This window comes from Mycobacterium stomatepiae, from assembly GCF_010731715.1.
GTDB lineage: Bacteria > Actinomycetota > Actinomycetes > Mycobacteriales > Mycobacteriaceae > Mycobacterium > Mycobacterium stomatepiae.
On sequence record NZ_AP022587.1, the window covers coordinates 5,526,011 to 5,547,500 of the forward strand.

The 21,490-nt window shown below is 67.4% G+C and carries 15 protein-coding genes and 2 pseudogenes; 9 read left to right on the forward strand and 8 right to left on the reverse strand.

Annotated elements, in window-relative coordinates; translation table 11 throughout:
• The first annotated feature begins 78 nt into the window (after window positions 1–78).
• The 3 genes from G6N54_RS26310 (at window position 79) to G6N54_RS26320 (ending at window position 5,585) form a co-directional block, all read left to right on the forward strand.
• Window positions 79–2,679 carry an ABC transporter ATP-binding protein/permease gene (locus G6N54_RS26310; RefSeq protein WP_163793377.1) on the forward strand — a complete coding sequence of 867 codons (2,601 nt, stop codon included), beginning with the start codon at window positions 79–81 and terminating at the stop codon, window positions 2,677–2,679.
• Window positions 2,676–4,370, forward strand: a complete 1,695-nt coding sequence (locus G6N54_RS26315) for an ABC transporter ATP-binding protein (RefSeq protein ID WP_163793379.1) — start codon at window positions 2,676–2,678, stop codon at window positions 4,368–4,370. The genes G6N54_RS26310 and G6N54_RS26315 overlap by 4 nt, the downstream gene beginning before the upstream one ends.
• Before the next feature lie 138 nt (window positions 4,371–4,508).
• Entirely contained in the window at window positions 4,509–5,585 is a 1,077-nt protein-coding gene (locus G6N54_RS26320) for a phosphotransferase family protein (RefSeq protein WP_163793381.1), read from the forward strand.
• 6 nt (window positions 5,586–5,591) lie between these two features.
• Here the strand turns inward: G6N54_RS26320 and G6N54_RS26325 are convergent, their stop codons facing one another.
• The 3 genes from G6N54_RS26325 to G6N54_RS26335 all read right to left on the reverse strand — a co-directional run bounded on the left by G6N54_RS26325 (window position 5,592) and on the right by G6N54_RS26335 (window position 9,722).
• The gene (locus tag G6N54_RS26325; RefSeq protein ID WP_163793383.1) at window positions 5,592–7,442 is read right to left on the reverse strand and encodes a fatty acyl-AMP ligase; all 1,851 of its coding nucleotides are present in this window, start codon (window positions 7,440–7,442) and stop codon (window positions 5,592–5,594) included.
• Window positions 7,443–7,710: 268 nt separating this feature from the next.
• Complete coding sequence (locus tag G6N54_RS26330; RefSeq protein ID WP_163793385.1) at window positions 7,711–8,532, reverse strand: mycofactocin-coupled SDR family oxidoreductase; 822 nt, start codon at window positions 8,530–8,532, stop codon at window positions 7,711–7,713.
• Entirely contained in the window at window positions 8,532–9,722 is a 1,191-nt protein-coding gene (locus G6N54_RS26335; RefSeq protein ID WP_163793387.1) for an acyl-CoA dehydrogenase family protein, read from the reverse strand. The genes G6N54_RS26330 and G6N54_RS26335 overlap by 1 nt, the downstream gene beginning before the upstream one ends.
• A 108-nt stretch (window positions 9,723–9,830) precedes the next feature.
• Between G6N54_RS26335 and fabG the strand changes: the two genes are divergently transcribed.
• The 6 genes from fabG (at window position 9,831) to G6N54_RS26365 (ending at window position 15,326) form a co-directional block, all read left to right on the forward strand.
• Complete coding sequence (fabG, locus tag G6N54_RS26340; protein ID WP_163793390.1) at window positions 9,831–10,583, forward strand: 3-oxoacyl-ACP reductase FabG; 753 nt, start codon at window positions 9,831–9,833, stop codon at window positions 10,581–10,583.
• Window positions 10,580–11,800, forward strand: a complete 1,221-nt coding sequence (locus tag G6N54_RS26345; RefSeq protein WP_163793392.1) for an acetyl-CoA C-acetyltransferase — start codon at window positions 10,580–10,582, stop codon at window positions 11,798–11,800. The genes fabG and G6N54_RS26345 overlap by 4 nt, the downstream gene beginning before the upstream one ends.
• Complete coding sequence (locus G6N54_RS26350; protein WP_163793394.1) at window positions 11,793–12,986, forward strand: CoA transferase; 1,194 nt, start codon at window positions 11,793–11,795, stop codon at window positions 12,984–12,986. The genes G6N54_RS26345 and G6N54_RS26350 overlap by 8 nt, the downstream gene beginning before the upstream one ends.
• Window positions 12,987–12,997: 11 nt before the next feature.
• A complete protein-coding gene (locus G6N54_RS26355) occupies window positions 12,998–14,191 on the forward strand; it encodes an acyl-CoA dehydrogenase family protein (protein ID WP_163793397.1) in 1,194 nt (397 codons plus the stop codon).
• A 4-nt stretch (window positions 14,192–14,195) separates the two neighbouring features.
• The gene (locus G6N54_RS26360) at window positions 14,196–14,885 is read left to right on the forward strand and encodes a GntR family transcriptional regulator (protein WP_163793399.1); all 690 of its coding nucleotides are present in this window, start codon (window positions 14,196–14,198) and stop codon (window positions 14,883–14,885) included.
• Window positions 14,886–14,957: 72 nt separating this feature from the next.
• Window positions 14,958–15,326, forward strand: coding sequence for a hypothetical protein (locus tag G6N54_RS26365; RefSeq protein ID WP_163793401.1), 369 nt, complete (start codon window positions 14,958–14,960; stop codon window positions 15,324–15,326).
• Here the strand turns inward: G6N54_RS26365 and G6N54_RS26370 are convergent.
• The 5 genes and pseudogenes from G6N54_RS26370 to G6N54_RS26390 form a co-directional block, all read right to left on the reverse strand.
• A complete protein-coding gene (locus G6N54_RS26370) occupies window positions 15,323–16,852 on the reverse strand; it encodes a class I adenylate-forming enzyme family protein (protein WP_163793402.1) in 1,530 nt (509 codons plus the stop codon). The two genes, G6N54_RS26365 and G6N54_RS26370, sit on opposite strands and share 4 nt — an antisense overlap.
• Entirely contained in the window at window positions 16,845–18,410 is a 1,566-nt protein-coding gene (locus G6N54_RS26375; RefSeq protein WP_163793403.1) for a class I adenylate-forming enzyme family protein, read from the reverse strand. The genes G6N54_RS26370 and G6N54_RS26375 overlap by 8 nt, the downstream gene beginning before the upstream one ends.
• Window positions 18,400–19,844, reverse strand: a pseudogene (locus tag G6N54_RS26380) (class I adenylate-forming enzyme family protein). The gene G6N54_RS26375 and the pseudogene G6N54_RS26380 overlap by 11 nt, the downstream one beginning before the upstream one ends.
• Window positions 19,844–20,647, reverse strand: a pseudogene (locus G6N54_RS26385) (enoyl-CoA hydratase/isomerase family protein). The pseudogenes G6N54_RS26380 and G6N54_RS26385 overlap by 1 nt, the downstream one beginning before the upstream one ends.
• Window positions 20,638–21,450, reverse strand: coding sequence for an enoyl-CoA hydratase/isomerase family protein (locus G6N54_RS26390; RefSeq protein ID WP_163793404.1), 813 nt, complete (start codon window positions 21,448–21,450; stop codon window positions 20,638–20,640). The pseudogene G6N54_RS26385 and the gene G6N54_RS26390 overlap by 10 nt, the downstream one beginning before the upstream one ends.
• Window positions 21,451–21,490 lie beyond the last annotated feature (40 nt).

Sequence of the window (21,490 nt, forward strand, 5' to 3'; positions counted from 1 at the left end):
TCAGCTATGGTAAGGCAACCCTTAGCTCAGGGGTAATTGGTCGTGGCGGACTTCTCCCGCCGCGGGAGAGGACCACCGATGGCACGCGGGTTCCAGGGCGCGATATTGCGTGGCTTCGGCGCACGCGATCACACCGCAACGGTGCTCGAAACCGTGCAGATCGCACCGCATTTCGTGCGAGTCCGGATGGATTCGGCGACCCTGTTCGAGGACGTCGAGGCCGAGCCCGCCGCGTGGCTGCGGTTCTGGTTCCCCGACCCGGCCGGGTCGGATACCGAGTTCCAGCGCGGTTACACGATCTCCGAGGCCGATCCCGCGACCGGTCGTTTCGCGGTCGACGTCGTGCTGCACGAACCCGCCGGCCCGGCGTCGACGTGGGCGCGCACCGTCGCGCCCGGCACCACGATCGCGGTGATGTCGCTGATGGGCTCGTCGCGGTTCGATCCGCCCCGGGAGCAGCCGGCCGGCTATCTGCTGATCGGCGACTCGGCGTCGATCCCCGGGATGAACGGCATCATCGGCACGATTCCCGACGATGTGCCGATCGAGATGTACCTCGAGCAGCACGACGACAACGACACGGCGATCCCGATCACGCAGCATCCGCGGCTGCGGGTGCACTGGGTTCGTCGCCGCGACGAGAAGTCGCTGGCCGACGCGATCGAGACGCGCGACTGGTCGAACTGGTATGCCTGGGCGACGCCCGAGGCCACCACGTTGAAGAACGTTCGCAAGCGGCTCAAGGAAGCGTTCGGCTTCCCCAAATCCGAGGTGCACGCGCAGGCCTATTGGAGCGCCGGGCGCGAAATGGGCACCACGCGCGGCGGTGCGACGCAGACCGTCGACACCCCCGCCGATGCGAGTGTGCCGGAAAGCGTTGCGCCCCAGCCGCAGACATCGCCGACCGTCGTCGACGAAGCCCCGGCGAACCGCGGCAACTGGCGCGCGCAGGCGGCCGGCCGGTTGCTCGCGCCGCTGCGCTCGGCGCTGATCATCTCCGGCGTATTGCAGGCCGTGATCACGCTGGTCCAGCTCGCGCCGTTCGTGCTGCTCGTCGAGCTGGCGCGGCTGCTGATGTCGGGCGCCGACGCGTCGCGATTGTGGGACGTCGGAATCGCTGCCGTCGCGCTGCTGGGTCTGGGCACCCTGCTCGGTGCGGCGCTGACCCTCTGGCTGCACGTCGTCGACGCGCGGTTCGCGAGCGAGCTGCGCTCGCGACTGTTGAGCAAGATGTCGCGGCTGCCGCTGGGCTGGTTCACCGCCCGCGGATCGGGTGCGATCAAGCAACTGGTGACCGACGACACGCTGTCGCTGCACTATCTGGTCACCCACGCGATCCCGGACGCGGTCAACGCGATTGTCGCGCCGGTGGCGGTGCTGGTCTATCTGTTCACGGTCGACTGGCGGGTGGCATTGGTCTTGTTCGGGCCGGTGCTGGTCTACCTCGTGATGGCGTCGGCGCTGTCGATCCAATCGGGCCCGAAGATCGCGCAATCGCAGCGCTGGGCCGAACGAATGACCGGAGAGGCCGGCGCCTACCTCGAGGGCCAGCCGGTGATCCGCGTCTTCGGCGGGGCCGCGGCGTCGAGCTTCCGGCGCAGGTTAGACGAGTATGTCGGGTTCCTGGTGGCCTGGCAGCGCCCGCTGGCCGGCAAGAAGACCGGGATGGATCTGGTCACCCGCCCGTCCACGTTCCTGTGGCTGATCTCGGTCATCGGCACCCTGTTGGTCGTCACCCACCGGATGGATCCGGTCAACCTGCTGCCGTTCCTGTTGCTGGGCACCACCTTCGGCGTCCGACTGCTCGGCATCGCCTACGGCCTCGGCGGTATCCGCAGCGGAATGCTCGCCGCCCGGCGTCTGCAGATCGCACTCGACGAGCAAGACCTCGCCGCGCAAGCACGGCCGGGTGGTGATGCGACGGCCACGGTGGTGTTCGATCGCGTCGGCTTCAGTTATCGTCCCGGGGTTCCGGTGATCCAGGACGTCTCGCTGGAGCTGCGCCCGGGCACGGTGACTGCGCTGGTCGGCCCGTCCGGATCCGGGAAGTCGACGCTGGCGGCGCTGCTGGCCCGCTTCCACGACGTCGAGCACGGGGCGATACGTGTTGCGGGACAAGATATCCGGTCGCTGACAGCCGACGAGCTCTACACACGGGTCGGCTTCGTGCTGCAGGAAACCCAACTCGTGCACGGCACCGTCGCGGAGAACATCGCGTTGGCCGTCCCGGATGCCACCCTCGAACAAATCCAGGCCGCGGCCCGCGAGGCGCAGATTCACGACCGGGTGCTGCGGCTGCCACACGGCTACGACACCATGCTGGGCGTCAATGCCGCGCTATCCGGCGGTGAGCGGCAACGCCTCGCCATCGCCCGGGCAATCCTCGCCGACACCGCAATCCTGATCCTCGACGAAGCCACCGCGTTCGCCGATCCGGAGTCGGAATACCTTGTGCAGCAAGCACTTAACCGGTTGACTCACGATAGGACCGTGTTGGTGATCGCTCACCGCCTGCACACCATCACCCGAGCCGACCAGATCGTCGTGCTCGATCACGGCCGGGTCGCCGAACGTGGCACGCACGAGGAGTTGCTCGCCGCCGACGGGCGGTATCGCCGGATGTGGGATACCGGACGGGGCAGACCGGTGGCCGTGACGGCGCAAGAGGGCCGGCGATGATCCGCACCTGGATAAGCCTCGTTCCGGCGGACAGCCGCCCGAAGGTGACCGGCTACGCGGTGCTCGCGCTCGTTTCGGTCGTCGTGCGTGCCGTCGGTGCGGTCCTGCTCGTCCCGCTGGTGGGGGCGTTGTTCAGCGACGCACCGCAGCGCGCGTTGGCGTGGCTGGGCTGGCTGTCCGTCGCGACGGTGACCGGATGGATCGTCGACGCCGTCACCGCTCGTACCAGCTTCGATTTGGGCTTCGCGGTGCTCGACCAGTCGCAGCACGACGTGGCGGACCGGCTTCCCGGCGTTCGGCTGGACTGGTTCACCGCCGAAAACACCGCGATGGCCCGTCAGGCGATCGCGGCAACCGGTCCGGAACTCCTCGGGCTGGTGGTCAACCTGCTGACGCCGCTGACGACTTCGGTGCTGCTGCCCGCGGTCATCGGGCTGGTGCTGTTGCCCATCTCCTGGCAACTCGGCGTGGCCGCGTTGGCGGGTGTGCCGCTGCTGCTGGCGGCGCTGTGGGCCACGGTTGCGCTGACGCGGCGGGCCGACGCGGCGGCGGGCGAAGCCAACAGTGCGCTGACCGAGCGCATCATCGAGTTCGCGCGGACCCAGCAGGCGCTGCGCGCGTCGCGGCGAGTCGAGCCGGCCCGCAGCCTGGTCGGCTCCGCGCTGGCCGAGCAGCACAGTGCGATGATGCGGCTGCTCGGCATGCAGATCCCAGGCCAGCTGCTGTTCAGCATTGCCAGTCAGCTGGCCCTGATCGCGCTGGCCGGCGCCACCACGGCGCTGACCGTGGACGGCACGCTGACCGTCGCCGAAGCGGTCGCCCTGATCGTCGTGATCGCCCGCTACCTGGAGCCGTTCACCACCGTCAGTGAGCTGGCGCCCGCGCTGGAGAGCACCCGCGCCACCCTCGACCGCATCCGCGGCGTGCTCACCGCACCGACCGTCGCGGCGGGAGCCGGTGGCTTGCCGGACGCCGTGGTCGCCCCGCGCATCGAGTTCGACGACGTCGTCTTCGGCTACGACGGCGCCAGCACGCCGGTGCTGGACGGGGTCAGCTTCGTCCTGGAGCCGGGAAGCACGACGGCGATCGTCGGGCCGTCGGGCTCCGGAAAGAGCACGATCCTGTCGCTGATCGCCGGGCTGCACCAACCGACCCGCGGCCGCGTCGTCATGGATGGCACCGACGCCGCCGACCTGAACGCCGAGGCGCGCCGCGCGGTCAGCAGCGTCGTCTTCCAGCACCCGTATCTGTTCCACGGGACGATCCGCGACAACATCTCCGCCGGCAACCCCGCCGCCGGTGACGACCAGTTCGGCCGGGCCGTCGCGCTGGCCCGCGTCGACGAGCTGATCGGCCGGTTGCCCGACGGGGCCGACACCGTCGTCGGCGAGGCCGGCTCCGCGTTGTCCGGCGGCGAGCGGCAGCGCGTCAGCATCGCGCGAGCCCTGCTCAAGGCCGCGCCCGTGCTTCTGGTCGACGAGGCGACCAGCGCCCTGGACACCGAGAACGAGGTTGCGGTGGTCGACGCGCTCACCGCCGACCCGCAGGCGCGGACCCGCGTGATCGTGGCGCATCGATTGGCCAGCATCCGGCACGCCGATCGCGTTCTGTTCGTCGACAACGGCCGAGTCACCGAGGATGGATCGATCGACGAATTGCTGGCCGCGGGTGGCCGATTCAGCGAATTCTGACGTCAGCAGCACGAGGCCGCCGACTGGCACATAGTTGCTGAGTAAGCCGCCGAATAGGCCATCGCGGGTGGCTCTTGCCGAATGCCTTACAGTTGATCGGTCGGTCAGCTGGTTGAGTCCCGAAGGCGTGGGTTGCTTATGAGTGCTGTGGTGTCGATTCCGCGATACCCCGGCGATGTGACACCCGCCTGGTTATCCGCGGCACTGAGCGAACGAAACCCGCCGGTCGAGGTGTCCGGAGTCGACGTGGTGGCCATCGGCACGGGCCAGACGGGCGCGACGTATCGCGTGACGGCCCGATACGCCTCGGATCCGGGGGAGTTGCCACAGACCTTCGTGATCAAGCTGCCTGCCCAGGACGACACCGTGCGCGACCGCGTCGCGATCGGCTACCGCAGCGAATGCGCGTTCTACACCGCGGTGGCCGACCGTGTACGGGTGCCGACCCCGAGCTGCTTCTACTGCCAAATCACCGACGATGCAATGGAATACGCGTTGCTGCTGGCAGACCAGGCGCCCGCGGTGCAGGGTGACCAGATCGCGGGCTGCGGCGAGCAGGAGGCGCGGCTGTCGGTGGTGGCGCTGGCCGGCCTGCACGGGCCGAGTTGGTGCGACCCGTTCTGGCTGGACCTGCCGGGGTTGGCGTTTCCGCGTCCGGATGACGACATGGCCAAGGGTCTCGGCGAGGTGGCGAAGATGAGCGCCGACATCACCCTGGAAAAGCTGGGTGACCGGATGAGTGCCGAAGACCGCGAGACCTTCACCGCGACAATGGGTGTGGTCGCGCCGTGGCTGTCGACCCAGCGAGACCGCTTCGCGCTGCTGCACGGTGACTACCGGCTCGACAACCTGCTGTTCGACCCGGCGCACACCCGGGTGAGTGTGGTCGACTGGCAGACGCTCGGCGTGGGACTGCCCACCCGGGATCTCGCGTATTTCACTGCGACGAGCCTGAATTCGGAGCTGCGGTCGGCAATCGAGAAGGACCTGGTCGACGACTACCATCGAGCGCTTCTGGGTTACGGCGTCACCGGCTACGACCGCGAAACATGTTGGCGTGACTACCGATTCGGGATGCCGCAAGCGCTGGTGATCTCCGCCCTGGGATTCGCCTTCGCCACCTCCACCGAACGCGGTGACGATATGGTGCTCGCGATGCTCAGCCGCGGCTGTCAGGCCGTCCGCGATCTGGGGACGCTGGATCTGCTGAGCTGAGTCCGGTCAGCGGTTGAACCGGCCGTCGAGATACTCGGCCCGGCAAGCGTTGCGGGCGAGTTTGCCGCTGGTGGTGCGGGGAATCGTACCGGCGGCAACGAGGCGGATGTCGGCCACCCGCACCTGGTGCTCACGTGCGACCGCGGCCCGCACGGCCGCGGCGATCGCTTCGGGATCCGCGCGCCCGACACCCGCGGCGCGTTCGGCGACGATCACCAGCTGCTCGGGCGAGCCGCCGTCGGAAGCGTCGGCCGGAACCGAGAACGCCGCCACGTAGCCGGTCCGGATGGCCGGCGACGAATGACTGACCGTGGTCTCGATGTCGTGCGGGTAATGGTTGCGACCGTCGATGATGACCAGGTCCTTGATCCGTCCCGTCAGGTACAGATCGCCATCGATGTACACGCCGAGATCGCCGGTGGCCAGCCAGTAGCAGTTGTCCGGCGCGCCCTCGGCATGGCTGCCCCGCTCCAGCCGGGACTGCAGCTTGTTGCCGAACGTGCGTTGCGAGTCTTCCTCGCGTCCGAAATAGCCGCGGGCGATGTTGTTGCCGTGCAGCCAGATTTCCCCGACACCGTTATCCGCTAACTCGGCACCGTCCGGGCTGGCGATCACCGCCCACAGGTCACGGAACGGCTTGCCGCAGGAGACGGAGGCGACCGCGCCGTCGACGTCCGGATCGACGACCACGGCGTGCCCGGCGGCGAGCTGAACGCGGTCGAGGTACACCCAGCGAGCCCCGGCGTCAAAGGGGGTACTCGCCACGCCCAGGGTGGCCTCGGCCATCCCGTAGGCCGGTTTGACCGCGGTCGCGGGCAGACCGAACGGTGCGAACGCCTCGGTGAATTTCTCGATGGCCGCAATGGTCACCGGCTCGGAGCCGTTGAGCAGGCCGACCACGTTGTGCAGATCGATGTTGACGCCCTCGGGGGGCAGCCCGCGCTCGGCGGCCAACTCGAACGCGAAGTTGGGTGCCGCCGCGAACGTCGGGCCGTTGGCGGCCTCCGCGCTCAGTTCCTTGATCCACCGGAACGGCCGGCGCACGAACGCCATCGGGTCCAGCATCGTCAGGTATTCGCCGCCGCACAACGCCGGGAACATGATCATGATCAGTCCCATGTCGTGGTACAGCGGTAACCAGCTGACGCTGTGGGTGTTTCGGTGCAGGTCGGCCGCCAGGATCATCTGCAACACATTGGTGCAGACGGCGCGATGCGTGACCTCCACGCCGGCCGGGCTGCGGGTGGACCCCGACGTGTACTGCAGATACGCGGTGTCGTCGGTGCCGATCGTCGGCTCGGCGAACATCGCGGCCAGCGACCCCGGTATCGCGTCGACCGCGATCAATCGTGGCCGCCCGACCACCGGGTGCGCCCGCAGCGATTCGCGCACGGACTCGGCGGCCGCCGTGGTCGTTAACACCACGGTGGGGCGTGCGTCGGCCAGCACCGCCGTCAACCGCTCGGTATGACCGGCCAGGGTTGGCGCGAACAGCGGGACCGCGATATTGCCCGCATGGACGGCGGCGAAGAACGACGCCACGTATTCGAGACCCTGTGGCGCCAGGATCGCGACGCGATCTCCGGGCTTGGCGACCTGCTGCAGACGGGCGCCGATCGAACGGACCTGGGTCCACAGGTCGTTCCAGCTCAGTTCGAGGACTCGGCCGTCCTGCTCTTTGGCGTAGTCGACGAATCGGTACGACGGACGGTCGCCGAACGAGGCGCGGTTCTGATCGAAGAACGAAGTGAGCGTCAAGCCGTCAGGCAGGTGGATCGTGCCGTCGGCGAGAACGTAATCGTTTATGTCAGCCGCTAGTGGCGTAACAGCATCTATCGACAGATGGGGCCGTCCCATGTTGAGAGAATAAGAGGGTTACTTAGTCTTTTGCTCCACCGGGTGGGTGTGTCGCATCCGACGTTCCATAACGATGTGATGTACCTCACATTACGGAACCGCTTTGCCCAGCGGATTTAGTCGGCGACAACCCGCTGCATCGGCCGTTGTCGGCGCGAAATGCGTTGGCGCGGCTCGTCGCTCGCGACGGTCCTGCGGGTGCTTGCCCGACGGCGTCCGGCATCGGCCGTCGGCGTGGTGCACATCATCGGGTGTACTCGGCCTCGCGTCAGTATTGGCTGGACCCCTGATCCACCCGGATCTGTGCCGCGGTCACCTTGCGTGACTCGTCGCTGGCCAGCCAGCAGACGGCGTCGGCGATCTCTTCGGGCTCGGCAACCCAGTCGGGCAGAAACGGGGTGAGGACGTGCGCCAGCTGGGGGTTGGTTTCCATCGCCCTGGCCACCGCCTCGACCATGTCGCCGGAGCCCATCGCCGTGTTCACCGGGCCCGGGTGCACGCTGTTGACCCGAATCGAGTGCTTGCCCAATTCGGCGGCGAAGGCCCGGGCCAGCCCGGTGACGGCGTGCTTGCTCGCGGTGTAGTGCACCATGAACGGCTGCTGTTTCGCGCCGGCCGCCGAGCTGATCAGGATGATCGAGCCGCCGCGCCCGCCCTCGATGATCTTGTCCGCGCCGGCCATCACGGTGTTCCAGGTACCCGTCACGTTGATGTCCAGCACGTCGCCGAAGTTCTCCGGCGTGATCTCGTTCCACGGCTGGGGAGCCGCGACTCCGGCGTTGGCCACGATGATGTCCAGGCGCCCCAGTGTGGCGACGCCGTCCTCGACCGCCTTGCGCAGCGCTGCCAGGTCACGGGTGTCGACGACCGAGGCGACGATGCGGCGGTCTGTCTCCTCGACCAGGCGAACGGTTTCGGCGAGGTCTTCCTCCGTCGCCGGGTCGTAGGGAACGCACGACGGGAGCTTGCCGGCGATGTCGACGGCGATGATGTCGGCGCCCTCCTGGGCCATCCGCACGGCATGGGCGCGGCCCTGGCCGCGCGCCGCTCCGGTGATGAAAGCCACCCGGCCCTCGAGCTTGCCTGCCATTAGCGCTCCTTCGCTGTCGCCCGCCCCGCCGCCTTGACGAGGTTCGACCCGATGATCAGACGTTGGATCTCACTGGTGCCCTCGTACAACCGCAGCAACCGCACGTCGCGGTAGATGCGTTCGACGGTAACGCCGCGTATGTAACCGCTGCCACCATGGATCTGGACCGCAAGATCCGCGACGTTGCCCGCCATTTCGGTGCAGAAGACCTTCGCGGCCGATGGCGCGATCCGGCGGTCCTCGTCGGCGACCCACAGCCGGGCGGCATCGCGCACCAGCGCCCGGCCCGCCATCACCCCGGTCTGCTGGTCGGCCAGCATCGCCTGCACCAACTGGAAGTCGCCGATCGGCGTCCCGCCCTGGGTCGCGGCGGCGGCATAGGCGACCGATTCGTCGAGGGCACGTGTCGCCGCGCCGACCGCGAGCGCGGCGATGTGGACCCGGCCGCGTGCCAGCGACGTCATCGCGGCCCGATAGCCGACGTCCTCGCTGCCGCCGACGAGCGCATCCGGCCCGACGCGGACGTCGGTGAAGTTGACGTCGGCCGTCCACGCGCCTTCCTGGACCATCTTGGCGTCCTTGGCGCCCACCTCGACGCCCGGAGTGTCGGCGGGGACCAGGAAGACGGCGATGCCCGGGCCCTGGTCGTCGGCCGGCCGGGTGCGCGCGAACACCACGAACAGGTCGGCCACAGGCGCGTTGGTGATGAAACGTTTCTGACCGGAGATCACCCAGTCGTCGTTGTCTCGACCGGCTTTGGTCCGCAGACCGGCGGGGTTGGATCCGGTGCCGGGCTCGGTGAGCGCGAAGGAGGCGACGACGTCGCCGGTCGCGATCGACTCCAGCCACCGGGATTTCTGCTCGTCGGTGCCGAACCCGACCAGAACCTGCCCGGCGATGCCGTTGTTGGTGCCGAACATCGATCGCAGGGCCAGCGACGTGTAGCCCAGCTCCATGGCCAGCTCGACATCCTGCGTCAGGTTGAGACCCAGGCCGCCCCACTCCTGGGGAATCGCGTAGCCGAACAGCCCCATCTTTTTGGCTTCGTCGCGAAGATCGTCGGGGACGCGATCCTCGTCGAGGATTTCCTGCTCGCGGGGGACGACGGCGGTCCTCACGAATTGTCTTGTCTGAGCGAGGATCTCACGGAAATCATCGGCCGAGACTTCCGTGAATTCGGCGGTGGCCATTGGCTCCACACTCCTCTCCGTACCCGGGACACCCCGGTCCAGGGCAGGATCCGATATCAAATATGATATTTGCCTGGAGCGGCCCGGTGGTAGCGAAAACAGTGAAGGATGTGGATTCAGGTGTCGTTGTTGACAGGTCAGACGGCGGTAATCACAGGCGGAGCGCAAGGTCTGGGTCTGGCCATCGCGGAGCGCTTCGTCGCCGAGGGCGCGCACGTGGTGCTCGGCGACGTCAACCTGGAGGAAACCCAGGTCGCGGCCAAGCAACTGGGCGGTGACGATGTCGCCGTCGCGGTCCGATGCGACGTCACCCAGTCGTCCGACGTCGAAACCCTGATTCAGACCGCGGTCGAGCGGTTCGGCGGCCTGGACATCATGGTCAACAGCGCCGGCATCACCCGCGACGCGACGATGCGCAAGATGACCGAGGAGCAGTTCGACCAGGTCATCTCGGTGCATCTGAAGGGCACCTGGAACGGCACCCGGCTGGCGGCCGCGATCATGCGGGAGAACAAGCGGGGCGCCATCATCAACATGTCCTCGGTGTCGGGCAAGGTCGGCATGATCGGCCAGACCAACTACTCGGCGGCCAAGGCCGGCATCGTCGGCATGACCAAGGCCGCCGCCAAAGAACTGGCCCACGTGGGTGTCCGGGTCAACGCGATCGCCCCCGGTTTGATTCGCTCCGCGATGACCGAGGCCATGCCGCAACGCATTTGGGATTCGAAGGTCGCCGAGGTTCCGATGGGCCGGGCCGGTGAGCCCAGTGAGGTCGCCAGCGTGGCGCTGTTCCTGGCATCCGACCTGTCGTCGTACATGACCGGCACCGTCATGGAGATCACCGGCGGCCGCCACCTATGAGCGCGCTCCGCGAGGTCGTCATCTGCGAGCCCGTCCGGACGCCGATCGGCGGCTACGGCGGCATGTTCTCCTCACTCAGCGCCGTCGACCTCGGCGTCACCGCGCTGAAAGGGTTGCTCGACCGGACCGGGCTGGCTCCCGATGCCGTGCAAGACGTGATTCTCGGCCACTGCTATCCCAACAGCGAGGCGCCCGCGATCGGACGCGTGGTGGCGTTGGACGCCGGGCTGCCGGTGACGGTGCCCGGCATGCAGGTGGACCGTCGCTGCGGGTCGGGTCTGCAGGCCGTCATTCAGGCGGGCCTGCAGGTGGGCGCCGGTGACAGCGACCTCGTCGTTGCCGGGGGATGCGAAAGCATGAGCAACGTCGCCTTCTACTCGACCGACATGCGCTGGGGAGGGGCCCGCAGCGGCGTCCAGGTGCACGACGGGCTGGCCCGCGGGCGCACCACCGCCGGTGGCCGCCACTACCCGGTTGCCGGCGGGATGCTCGAGACCGCCGAGAACCTGCGCCGCCAGTACGGCATAACACGCCAGGAGCAGGACGAGCTCGCCGTGCGCTCGCATCAGCGCGCCGTGGCCGCGCAGAAGGACGGTGTGCTGACCTCGGAAATAATCCCGGTGACCATCCCCGGTCGACAGGGCGACGACGTGATCGACACCGACGAGCATCCCCGCGCCGACACCTCCGTGGAGTCGTTGAGCAAGCTCAAACCGGTTCTGCGCAAAGATGATCCGGAAGCGACGGTCACGGCCGGCAACTCCAGCGGCCAGAACGACGCCGCGTCGATGTGTGTGGTGACCACGCGGGACACGGCGGTCGAGCATGGGCTGACCCCGCTGGTCCGCATCGTGTCGTGGGGGATGGCGGGGGTGGCGCCCAACATCATGGGTATCGGCCCGGTGCCCGCTACCGAGGTGGCGCTGGCCAAGGCCGGCCTGCAGCTGTCCGACATCGATCTGATCGAGCTCAACGAGGCCTTCGCCGCGCAAGCATTAGCGGTGACCCGCGAATGGAATTTCGGCACTGGCGATTTCGACCGAACCAACGTGCACGGCTCGGGCATCTCACTCGGTCACCCGGTCGGCGCGACCGGCGGACGAATGCTCGCCACATTGGCGCGCGAGCTCAACCGTCGCCAGGCGCGCTACGGGCTGGAGACCATGTGCATCGGCGGTGGGCAAGGGCTGGCCGCGATATTCGAAAGGATTGCCTGACGTGCGACCGCTCAGCGGGATTACCGTCATCGAGATATCCAGCTTCGTCGCCGCTCCACTGTGCGGTGTGACGCTGAATCAGCTTGGCGCACAGGTAATCCGCGTCGATCCGATCGGCGGCGCCTCGGACGTCAAGCGCTGGCCGCTGGCCGCGGACGGCACGTCGATCTACTGGACCGGGCTGAACAGGGGGAAGCGCTCGGCCACCATCGACGTCCGCTCGCCCGAAGGGCAAGAGCTGGTCCAACGTCTGGTCACCGACGGTGACGGCATTGTCGTGACCAACGCGGTGCTGCCCTGGCTTAGCCATGATGTGTTGGCGGCCAAACGTTCCGATGTCATCCACGTGCAGCTGCTCGGGCGCGGCGACGGGTCGACCGGGGTCGACTACACCGTCAACGCCGCCGTCGGCTATCCGCTGGTCACCGCTCCCGCCAACCAGGCCGGTCCGATCAATCACGTGCTGCCCGCCTGGGATGTGTGCTGTGGGCTGTATGCGGCGTTGGCGGTCGTCTCCGCGGTGCACCGCCGAGAGCGCTCGGGCGAGGGCGCGCGGATCACCCTCGCGCTGGAAGATGTCGCGCTGGCCACGGCGGGCAATCTGGGCTTGCTGACCGAGCCTCAGGTGATCGGTACCCAGCGCGAGCGGCTGGGCAATGCCATCTACGGCCAGTACGGCCAGGACTTCACCAGTTCCGACGGGGTGAGGTTCATGGTTGTTCTCTTGACTCCCAGGCATTTTCGCGACATGGTCGAGGTGACCGGAACCGGGTCCGCGCTGGCCGCGCTGGCCGAGGCGCTGGGTGCGGACTTCAACACCGAAGGCGACCGGTACCGATACCGCGACGTGCTGTCCGGGTTGTTCGCCACGTGGTTCGCCGATCATCCTGCCGAACAGGTCACCGCGGCGCTGTCGAAGACCACCGTGCTGTTCGAGCGCTACCGTACCTTCGCGCAGGTGGTCGAAGACCCGAAAGTGACTGACAATCCCCTGTTTTCCCGGCTGGACCAACCGGGCGTCGGCGAATATCTGGCCACCGGGCTGCCGGCCGCGTTCGACGGGGCTCATGCCTACAGCCAGCCCGCGCCCACGCTGGGCCAGGACACCGCCGATGTCCTCGGCCAGCGCCTGGGATTGACGCCCGCCGACATAGAGCGGCTCGCCAGCGCCAAGACGATCGGCTGAAGGGACCGCGCATGACCAGGCTCGCCCAAACCCTCGGGCTGACCGAGATTCAAACCGAAATCGTGACCACGGTACGGCAATTCGTGGAGAAGGAAGTCATCCCGCACGCGGCCGAACTCGAACGTGCCGATACCTACCCGCAGGACATCGTCGATCAGATGCGCGACATGGGCCTGTTCGGCCTGATGATCCCCGAAGAGTACGGCGGGCTGGGGGAGTCGCTGCTGACCTATGCGCTGTGCGTCGAGGAGCTGGCGCGCGGCTGGATGAGCGTGTCCGGTGTGCTCAACACCCACTTCATCGTCGCGTACATGCTGCGCCAGCACGGCACCGACGAGCAACGGCAGCGCTTCCTGCCCCGGATGGCGACCGGCGAAACCCGCGGCGCCTTTTCGATGTCGGAGCCGGAGCTGGGTTCTGATGTGGCCGCGATCCGTACCCGGGCCCGGCGCAATTCCGACGGCACCTACACGATCAACGGCCAGAAGATGTGGCTCACCAACGGTGGCAGTTCCACCCTGGTGGCAGCGCTGGTACGCACCGACGAGGGCGCCGACAAGCCGCACCGGAACTTGACCGCCTTTCTCGTCGAAAAGCCAACGGGCTTCGGCGAAGTCATTTCCGGCCTGCGAATTCCCGGCAAGATCGACAAGCTGGGCTACAAGGGCATCGACACGACCGAGATGATTTTCGACGGGTATGTGGCCAGCGCCGACGATGTGCTCGGCGGTGTCACCGGGCAGGGCTTCTTCCAGATGATGGACGGCATCGAGGTCGGTCGGGTCAACGTGTCGGCGCGCGCGTGTGGAGTCGGGATACGTGCGTTCGAGCTCGCGGTGCGCTACGCGCAACAACGTGAGACGTTCGGCAAGCCGATCGCCGAACACCAGGCCATCGCCTTCCAGTTGGCCGAGATGGCGACCAAAGTCGAAGCCGCGCACCTGATGATGGTCAACGCGGCACGGCTGAAGGATTCGGGCGAGCGCAACGACGTCGCCGCCGGCATGGCGAAATACCTGTGCAGCGAGTACTGCACCGAGGTCACCCAACAAAGCTTCCGGATCCATGGTGGCTACGGCTACTCCAAGGAATACGAGATCGAGCGGCTGATGCGCGACGCGCCGTTCCTGCTGATCGGTGAGGGAACCAGCGAAATTCAGAAGAGCATCATCAGCAAGCGACTACTCGCCGAATACCAGGTGTGAAGCGATGAGAGTTCCGGATTTCGCTGCGCGGCCTCAACTTTCCGAGGACGTCGCGCGGATTATCCGCGGGCGGATATTCGATGGCGCCTACGCCGCGGGGTCTTACGTTCGCCTGGATCAGCTGGCGGCCGAGTTGGGGATCAGTGTGACTCCGGTCCGCGAGGCGCTGTTCGCGTTGCGAGCGGAAGGGCTGATCGCCCAGCAGCCTCGCCGCGGCTTCGTGGTGTTGCCGGTCACCAGTCGAGACGTCACCGACGTCGCAAGCGTGCAGGCGCACGTCGGTGGGGAGCTGGCCGCGCGGGCCGCGGTCAACATCAGTCCCGAGCAGCTGCGTGAGCTCAAGGACCTCCAGGCTCAGCTGGAACGGGCCTATTCCGGCGACGACCACGAGCGGATTGTGCGGCTGAACCATGAGTTTCACCGGGCCATCAACGTGGCGGCGGACTCACCCAAGCTCGCACAGCTGATGTTGCAGATCACCCGCTACGCTCCCGAATCGGTCTTTCCCTCGATCGAGGGCTGGCCGAGCCAGTCGATCAAGGACCATCGGGACATCCTGGCCGCGCTCGAGATTCATGACGACAAACTGGCGCGCGCCGCGATGTCCGAACATCTTGCTGCCGGTGCGGTTCCGTTGATCGATCACCTCGTGTCCCGTGGTGTGGTGTCGGACGAGGGCCGCGCGACCCGTTGACCCGCTTAAGCGGAGCGTGTGCATCTGCTTTGGGAGGTTGTTGCGCAGACCGTCAAGGAATAGGCTGCGGATATGCCCCTCAGGTTCGCTCTGCGCGTGACGGCCGCGTTCGTGACCTGTGCCGTCGTGGTCTCGTTGGCGCCGCCGGCCTTTGCTGACCCGCTCGACCCGATCCCCGGCAACGGCGTCTTCGTCGTCGGTCCCGACATCGCACCGGGCCTGTACCGGACGGCCGGTTCGGCGTCGGTGTTCGGGGTTTGGATCAACAATGTGCCGACCCAGGACTCGATGTGTGCGTGGTTCACCTACAGCACGCCCGACGCGAACAAGGAGCATGTGCTCCAGACGAACATCTCTGTCGGCCCGATGTTCGCGAACATCAACACGTCGGTGAAGGCATTCGAGTCGCAGAACTGCCAACCCTGGACGCGGGTCCCCTAAGGACGGTTCGCTTCGGCCAGCATCTCGCGCAGCCGACGGATGTCGACCTTGCCGGTACCGCCGCGCGGCACGGCGTCCTCGGAGTCCAGCAGTAGCCACACCGTCGGCACCTTGAAGGCGCTCAGCACGGCCCGCGCGGAGTCGCGCACCTGCTCGGCGCTCAGCGCGTGCTGACGGCACACCACCGCCGCGCCCACCCGGTCACCCGCGGCGCCCGGCACATTGGTGACGAAGACGTTGTCGATGCCGTCGACCGTGCGCAGCGCGCGCTCGACCTCGCTCGGGTAGACGGTCGCGCCGCTGACCTTGAACATGTCGTCGGATCGCCCGTGATAGAACAGGAATCCATCCTCGTCGAGATGGCCGAGGTCGCCGGTCGGATAAAAGCCATCGACGGTAAACAGCTCTTCGCGGCTGCGGCCGCATATGCCGCGCAGCGTGTGCGGTCCGCGGAGCTGGATCATGCCGGCTGTTCCGGCGTTCACAGGCTCGCCGCTGTCGGTGTCGACAATGCGAACTTCCATGCCCGCGAACGGCTTTCCGCAGCTACCCCATGCCGACGCGGGCATATCCGTGTCCGCGGGATAGCCGCAGTACGGCCCGAATGTCTCCGTCATGCCGAATAGCGTCGCCCGCGCCCCGGGTTGGGCGCGCTGCTCCGGCGGCAGCAGGGCTTCCAGGCTGCCCGGCCGCAGTGCCGAGAGGTCGACGCCGGCCGAGCTCGCGTGCCGAGCCAGCGCCTCGGCCTGATCGGGCCAGCCGCGAAACAGGTTGACCCGCTCGCCCTCCGGTAGTCGCAGCGTGGTTTCGGGCCGGGGGATCTCTTCGGTGACCAGGGTTGCCCCGGCCAGCAGGGCGGACAGGATTCCGCTGCCGAATCCGCCCACCCAGAAGAACGGCATCGGCAGATACAGGCGGGTATCGGAGCTGATGCACCGTGCCGCGAGACCCGACTGCACGGCACCCAGCGCACTGCCGTGGGAGTGCACGACTCCCTTGGGTGTTCCGCTGCTGCCGGAGGTGAACATGATGACCAGCGGATCGGCGCGGGTGACGGTCGCGGTCATGGCGTCGATGATCTCGCGCGCGCGATCACTCGCCATGGCCTCGTCGAGCTGTCCTGTCGACCAAACCTGGCGCAGCGCGGGCAATTCGGATCGCCGTGGTGCCACTTCGTCCAGATAGCGGTGGTCGCGGAATTCGTCGGCACTCACTAGGAATTGCACGGCCGCGACGCGCAGCTGTGCGACGAGTTCGCCGGCCTGCAACAACGTGCTCAACGGAACCAATACCGCGCCAATGCGGGTCAGTGCCACGGCGACCTGTACCCAGCGGGAGCTATTGGGCATGACCAATCCCACTCGGGTGCCTTTGCCCACGCCGGCCTCGACGAAGGCGGCAGCCAAATCTCGCGTGGTCGAATCGAGTTCGCGGTAGCTGATCCGAGCCGTGGGGTCGATCACCATCGGTTTATCCCCGTCGTGGGCGGCTCGACGCCGCACCAACTGGTCGATGGTGCTAGGCATCGAAGAGCTTCCGCAGTCGCCTCATGTCGACCTTGCCGCTGGACATCAGCGGCACGTCGGCGCGGGCCACGGTGACGAACCGCCTGGGGATCTTGTACACGGACAGTTCGGATTTGAGTCGCTCGCGCAACGCCGCGTCGTCGTACGCCGCGGCACCGTCCGGGCAGACCAATACCGCGGCGACGAGGTGTCCGCGTCGCGCGTCGGGCAGACCGACGACGTAGGCCGGTACCCCGCCGGTGACCTTGGTGATGGCCCTCTCCACCTCGGCGGGCGAGACATTGGCGCCGGCCGTTTTGATCATCGCGTGCAGTCGGCCGACGAAATAGACGAATCCGTCGGCGTCCGTTCGCACCAAATCGCCCGTGTGCAACCAGCCGTCGGCGTCGAAGCACTCTTCCCGCGCACGCTTGTGGTAGCCCTGCATCACATACGGTCCGCGGATGCAGAGTTCGCCGACCTCGCCGATGGCGACTCGTCGACCCGTGTCGGTATCGACCACCATCGTGTCGAATCCGGGTGCGGGCTCGCCGAACGACCCACGTCGCACCTCGGGCTGGTCGGATTCATCGTCGCCAATCAGTACGACGCTGCCGGCCTCGGTCATGCCGAGCATGTTGTGCCGCAGTTCCGGGTCGGCCGGCCTGGTGTCGGGCGCCATGATCGGGTAGAGATTGCCGCGCCGCGTCGACGAGAGATCACGCTCGGCGTAGCTCAGGTGGTCGGCGAGGTGCGCGATGCCGGCCACGAATCCGTTGGTCATGGTTGGCTTTTCGGCTTCCAGCAGGTCGAGTATGGCGCCCGCGTCGGAGGCGTTGGAGCACACCAGTGTCGATCCCGCCACCACGGTGGCGAGCACCCCGAACGCGAACCCGCCGATCCAGAAGAACGGCGAATTGCAGAACAGTTTGTCCGCCGCGGTCAAACCGCGAATCATGTTGAGGTTGCGCTGATGTCCGAGCAGCGCGGTATGTGTGTGCACGACACCCTTGGGGGTGCTGGTGGATCCCGACGTGTAGACGATCGCGAGCGGATCGCAGCCGCAGACGTCGGACTCCATCGCATCCAGGAGTGCGGGATCGACGCTTCCGCCGCGCTCGTATACCGGCCCGTGGGAGATCGCGACGTGGCGCAGTTGCGGGGCGGCGGGGGAAAACACCCGGGACTCGAGATCCGCGTCCGAAAGAATCTCGGCCAGTCGCTGCGCATAGTCGTGGGAGCGAAACGACCTCGCGGCCAACAGGATTTCGGCATCGCTGTCGACCAGCTGCTCGCGCATCTCACGAGCGGTGACGAACGTCGAGAACGGGACCACCACGGCGCCGATTCGCGCGGCGCCCAGCATCGCGATGACGAAGTCGGGGCCGTTGGGATAGAGCACCCCGACATGGGTCCCCTTGCCCGCGCCCAGGGCGACCAGGCCGCGGGCCAGCTCCGCGGACCGGGCATCGGCGTCGGCGTAGCTGATCCGCTCGGCATCGCAGACGAGCAGGGGGTGGCTGCCGCGCGAGCGGGCTTGACGTCGCAGGACTTCGGCGACGGTGAAATCACCGGGCATGGTCGCGCCGTGCCGCTGACTCTTCGAAGAAGCGCCGGATCTCGCCCAGGTCGGCCTTGCCCGACGGGGTGCGCGGGATTGAGCCGACGATCGCGATCTCGGTGGGAATCTCGTAGCGGGCCAGCCGCGTTCGCAGATACCGCACCAACGCGTCGGTATCGGTGACCTCGCGCAGTTCGACCATCGCGACCGGCGTCTCACCCAGCCGGGCGTCGGGCCGCCCGATCACGGCCGCGCCCGCCACCGCGGGGCGGCCCTCCAGCGTGACACGGACGTCGTCGGGCATCACCTTGAACCCGCCCCGGATGATCGCCTGATCAGCCCGCCCGACAATCCAGAGGAAGCCGTCGGCGTCGATGCGCGCCAAATCCGTGGTCCGCATCCACTGCATCGATCGCCCCAGCTGTCCCGGCTTGACCTCCAGCAGCCCGACCCGGTCCGCCTCGAGTGGCGTGCCCGCGTCGTCGACCACTCGCAGCCGCGCGCCGGGGTTGGCCCGCCCGACGCTGCCGCGTTTGGAGGGCCAATACTTCCGGTAGTCGGCCAGGGTCCAGCCCGCCACACCGCCACCGAATTCCGTAGCGGCATAGGAGCTCAAGACGGGAATGCCGTATTTCTCGGTGAACGCGTCGGCGTCGTCGGCCGACAGCGGGGCGGTGCCGCAGGTGACCGCGCGGATGCCCTCCAGGTCGGCCCGCGACAGCTCGGAATGCAACACCGTCCGCAACGCGGCCGGCACCAGCGATACCGCCCGGGCCCGCGCGTTGAGCTCGAAGCGTTCCAGTAACACGAAGGATCTCGCCTCGGTGACACACTGCAGCACTCGGAAGACACCGCCGATGTGCACCAGCGGCGAGTTCATGATCGCAACACCGCGGCGCAGCTCCCGAGGGGGCGGTGCGTGATCGGGCTCCGGACCCAGCACGCTGCGCGCCAGCATGTCGTAGCTCAGGTCGATTCGCTTGGGCGGACCCGTCGTTCCGCTGGTCAGCATTCGCACCGCGACTTCCGTTGCGGCAGTTTGTCCGTCGTAATCGGTCAACGACTGGGCGTGGAGGCTCTCGGAAATCGGTAGGGTCTGCGTGCCGGGGCCGACCAGCGTGGCCAGGTCGTCGGGCTCGCCGACCACCAGGGGCAGTCGCAGCGCGGCGATATCGTCGCGGGTGCGCTCGTCGCCCCGCGCCGGGTTGATGGTGACCACGGTTCCGCCGGCCAGCAGCACGCCGAGGAACGCCGCCACCTGGCCCGGCCGGTTGCGCAGCAGCATCCCGATCGCGGTGTGGTCGCCGTGTTGGGCCGTCTCCGACGCCAGCGCCGGGCCGCATCGCCGATCTGCCCCCACGACAGCCAGCGACCTTCGTACTCGATCGCCGGTGCCCCCGGCTGCAGATCCAGCACCTGCCCGATGCGTCGACTCAGCGGATGACGGCCCATCAGCGGATCTTTGGTTCGGCGCCCTTGCCGTCGGCGGCCCGCTGCGCCGCCAGTTCGGCGGTGCCCAGCGGATTGCCCAGCCGGGTGTAAATCAGCCCCTGCTCGAGCGCGGCGCGGTAGGGCCTGTCCAGCGATTCCCAGATCGCCTTGACGGTGCCCTGGGTCGCCGACGGCGGCTTGGCCGCGATCGCTGCGGCGATCTCATGGGCGCGGCCCCACAACTGACCGGTCGCGACCACCTCGGACACCAAGCCGATCCGCAACGCGGTGTCGGCGCTGACCCGTTCGTCGTTGCCCATCAATGCAATGCGCAACGTCTCGCCCAGGCCGATGCGGCGCATCAGCCCGATCGGCTCCAGCGCGCACACCAGACCGGCCGAGACGTGTGAGTCGAAAAACGTTGCGTCCGCCGAGCAGATGACCACGTCGGATTCGTTGATGAAGTAGAACGCCCCCGCGGTGCACATGCCCTGAACCGCGCACACCACCGGCTTCCACAGCTTCTGCCACTTGGGGCTGAGCAATTCACCGGGATCCTAGTGATTCCACACGTTTTCGGGCTGCCCGTAGGGCGTCTTTATGTCCAGCCCGGCGCTGAAAGCCCGGTTGCCGGCGGCCCGCAGCACCACCGCATGCACCGACTGGTCGAGTTTGACGACGCGCCAGGCCTCGGTCATCTCCTCACACATGGTGCGGTTGAACGCATTGAGCTGATCGGGACGATTCAGCGTGATAGTGGCGACGTGGTCGCCCGCGTCGACGTCGAGGAGAATGGTTTCGAACGACGGGGTACTCAACGGCATTGCCAATTCGGTTGGCGCTTCTCAATGAAGGCCCTCGGCCCCTCGGCCGAGTCCTGGGTCCGTAGCACCCGCTCGCGAAACGTCTCGGCCATGATCTCGGCCTCGTGCAGCGGCACGTTCAGGCCCTTGATGATGGCCAGCCGTGTTCCCCGAACCGCCAGTGGCGCATTGGAGTTCACGATGTCAGCAATCTCGTGCGCCCGCTCCAGCAGGCGGTCGTGCTCGACGACCTCGCTGATCAACCCGAGTTCGTAGGCGCGCCCGGCGCTCATCCTTTCGTGCTTGCCCATCAACGCCATCCGCAGCGCGATCGAGCGGGGCAGCACCCGGGATACCCGCACCATTTCCCGTCCGGCCACCAGGCCGATGCTGACATGCGGATCGAAGAACTGTGCCTGCTCGGACGCGATGACGATGTCGGTGGTGGTGACCCAGTCCATGCCTGCGCCGCAGCACAATCCGTTGACCGCGGTCAGCACGGGCTTGGCCGCCGCGCGAAACGGGGGAGTGCCCTCCTGCGGTGCTTCCCATTGGTCGTAGGTCGACAGGTACGGCCGCTCGTAGATCACCTTGCCGTCCTCGGGGATGGCGCCCACGTCGGCTCCGGTACAGAAGGCGCGGCCGGTGCCGGTGACGATGGTCAGCCACACGTTGTCGTCGTTCTCGGCCTCGTCATAGGCCGACCGCAGTTCGGTGACCATGTGCGGGCTCAGCGCGTTGAGAGCCTGCGGCCGGTTCAGCGTGATCGTGGCGGTATGCCCGTGCACCTCGTAGGTGATCGTGTCGAAGGAGTCAGCAGGCATCCGTATTCCCTTCACACCGGTATGACCGAAAGCCTAGCCG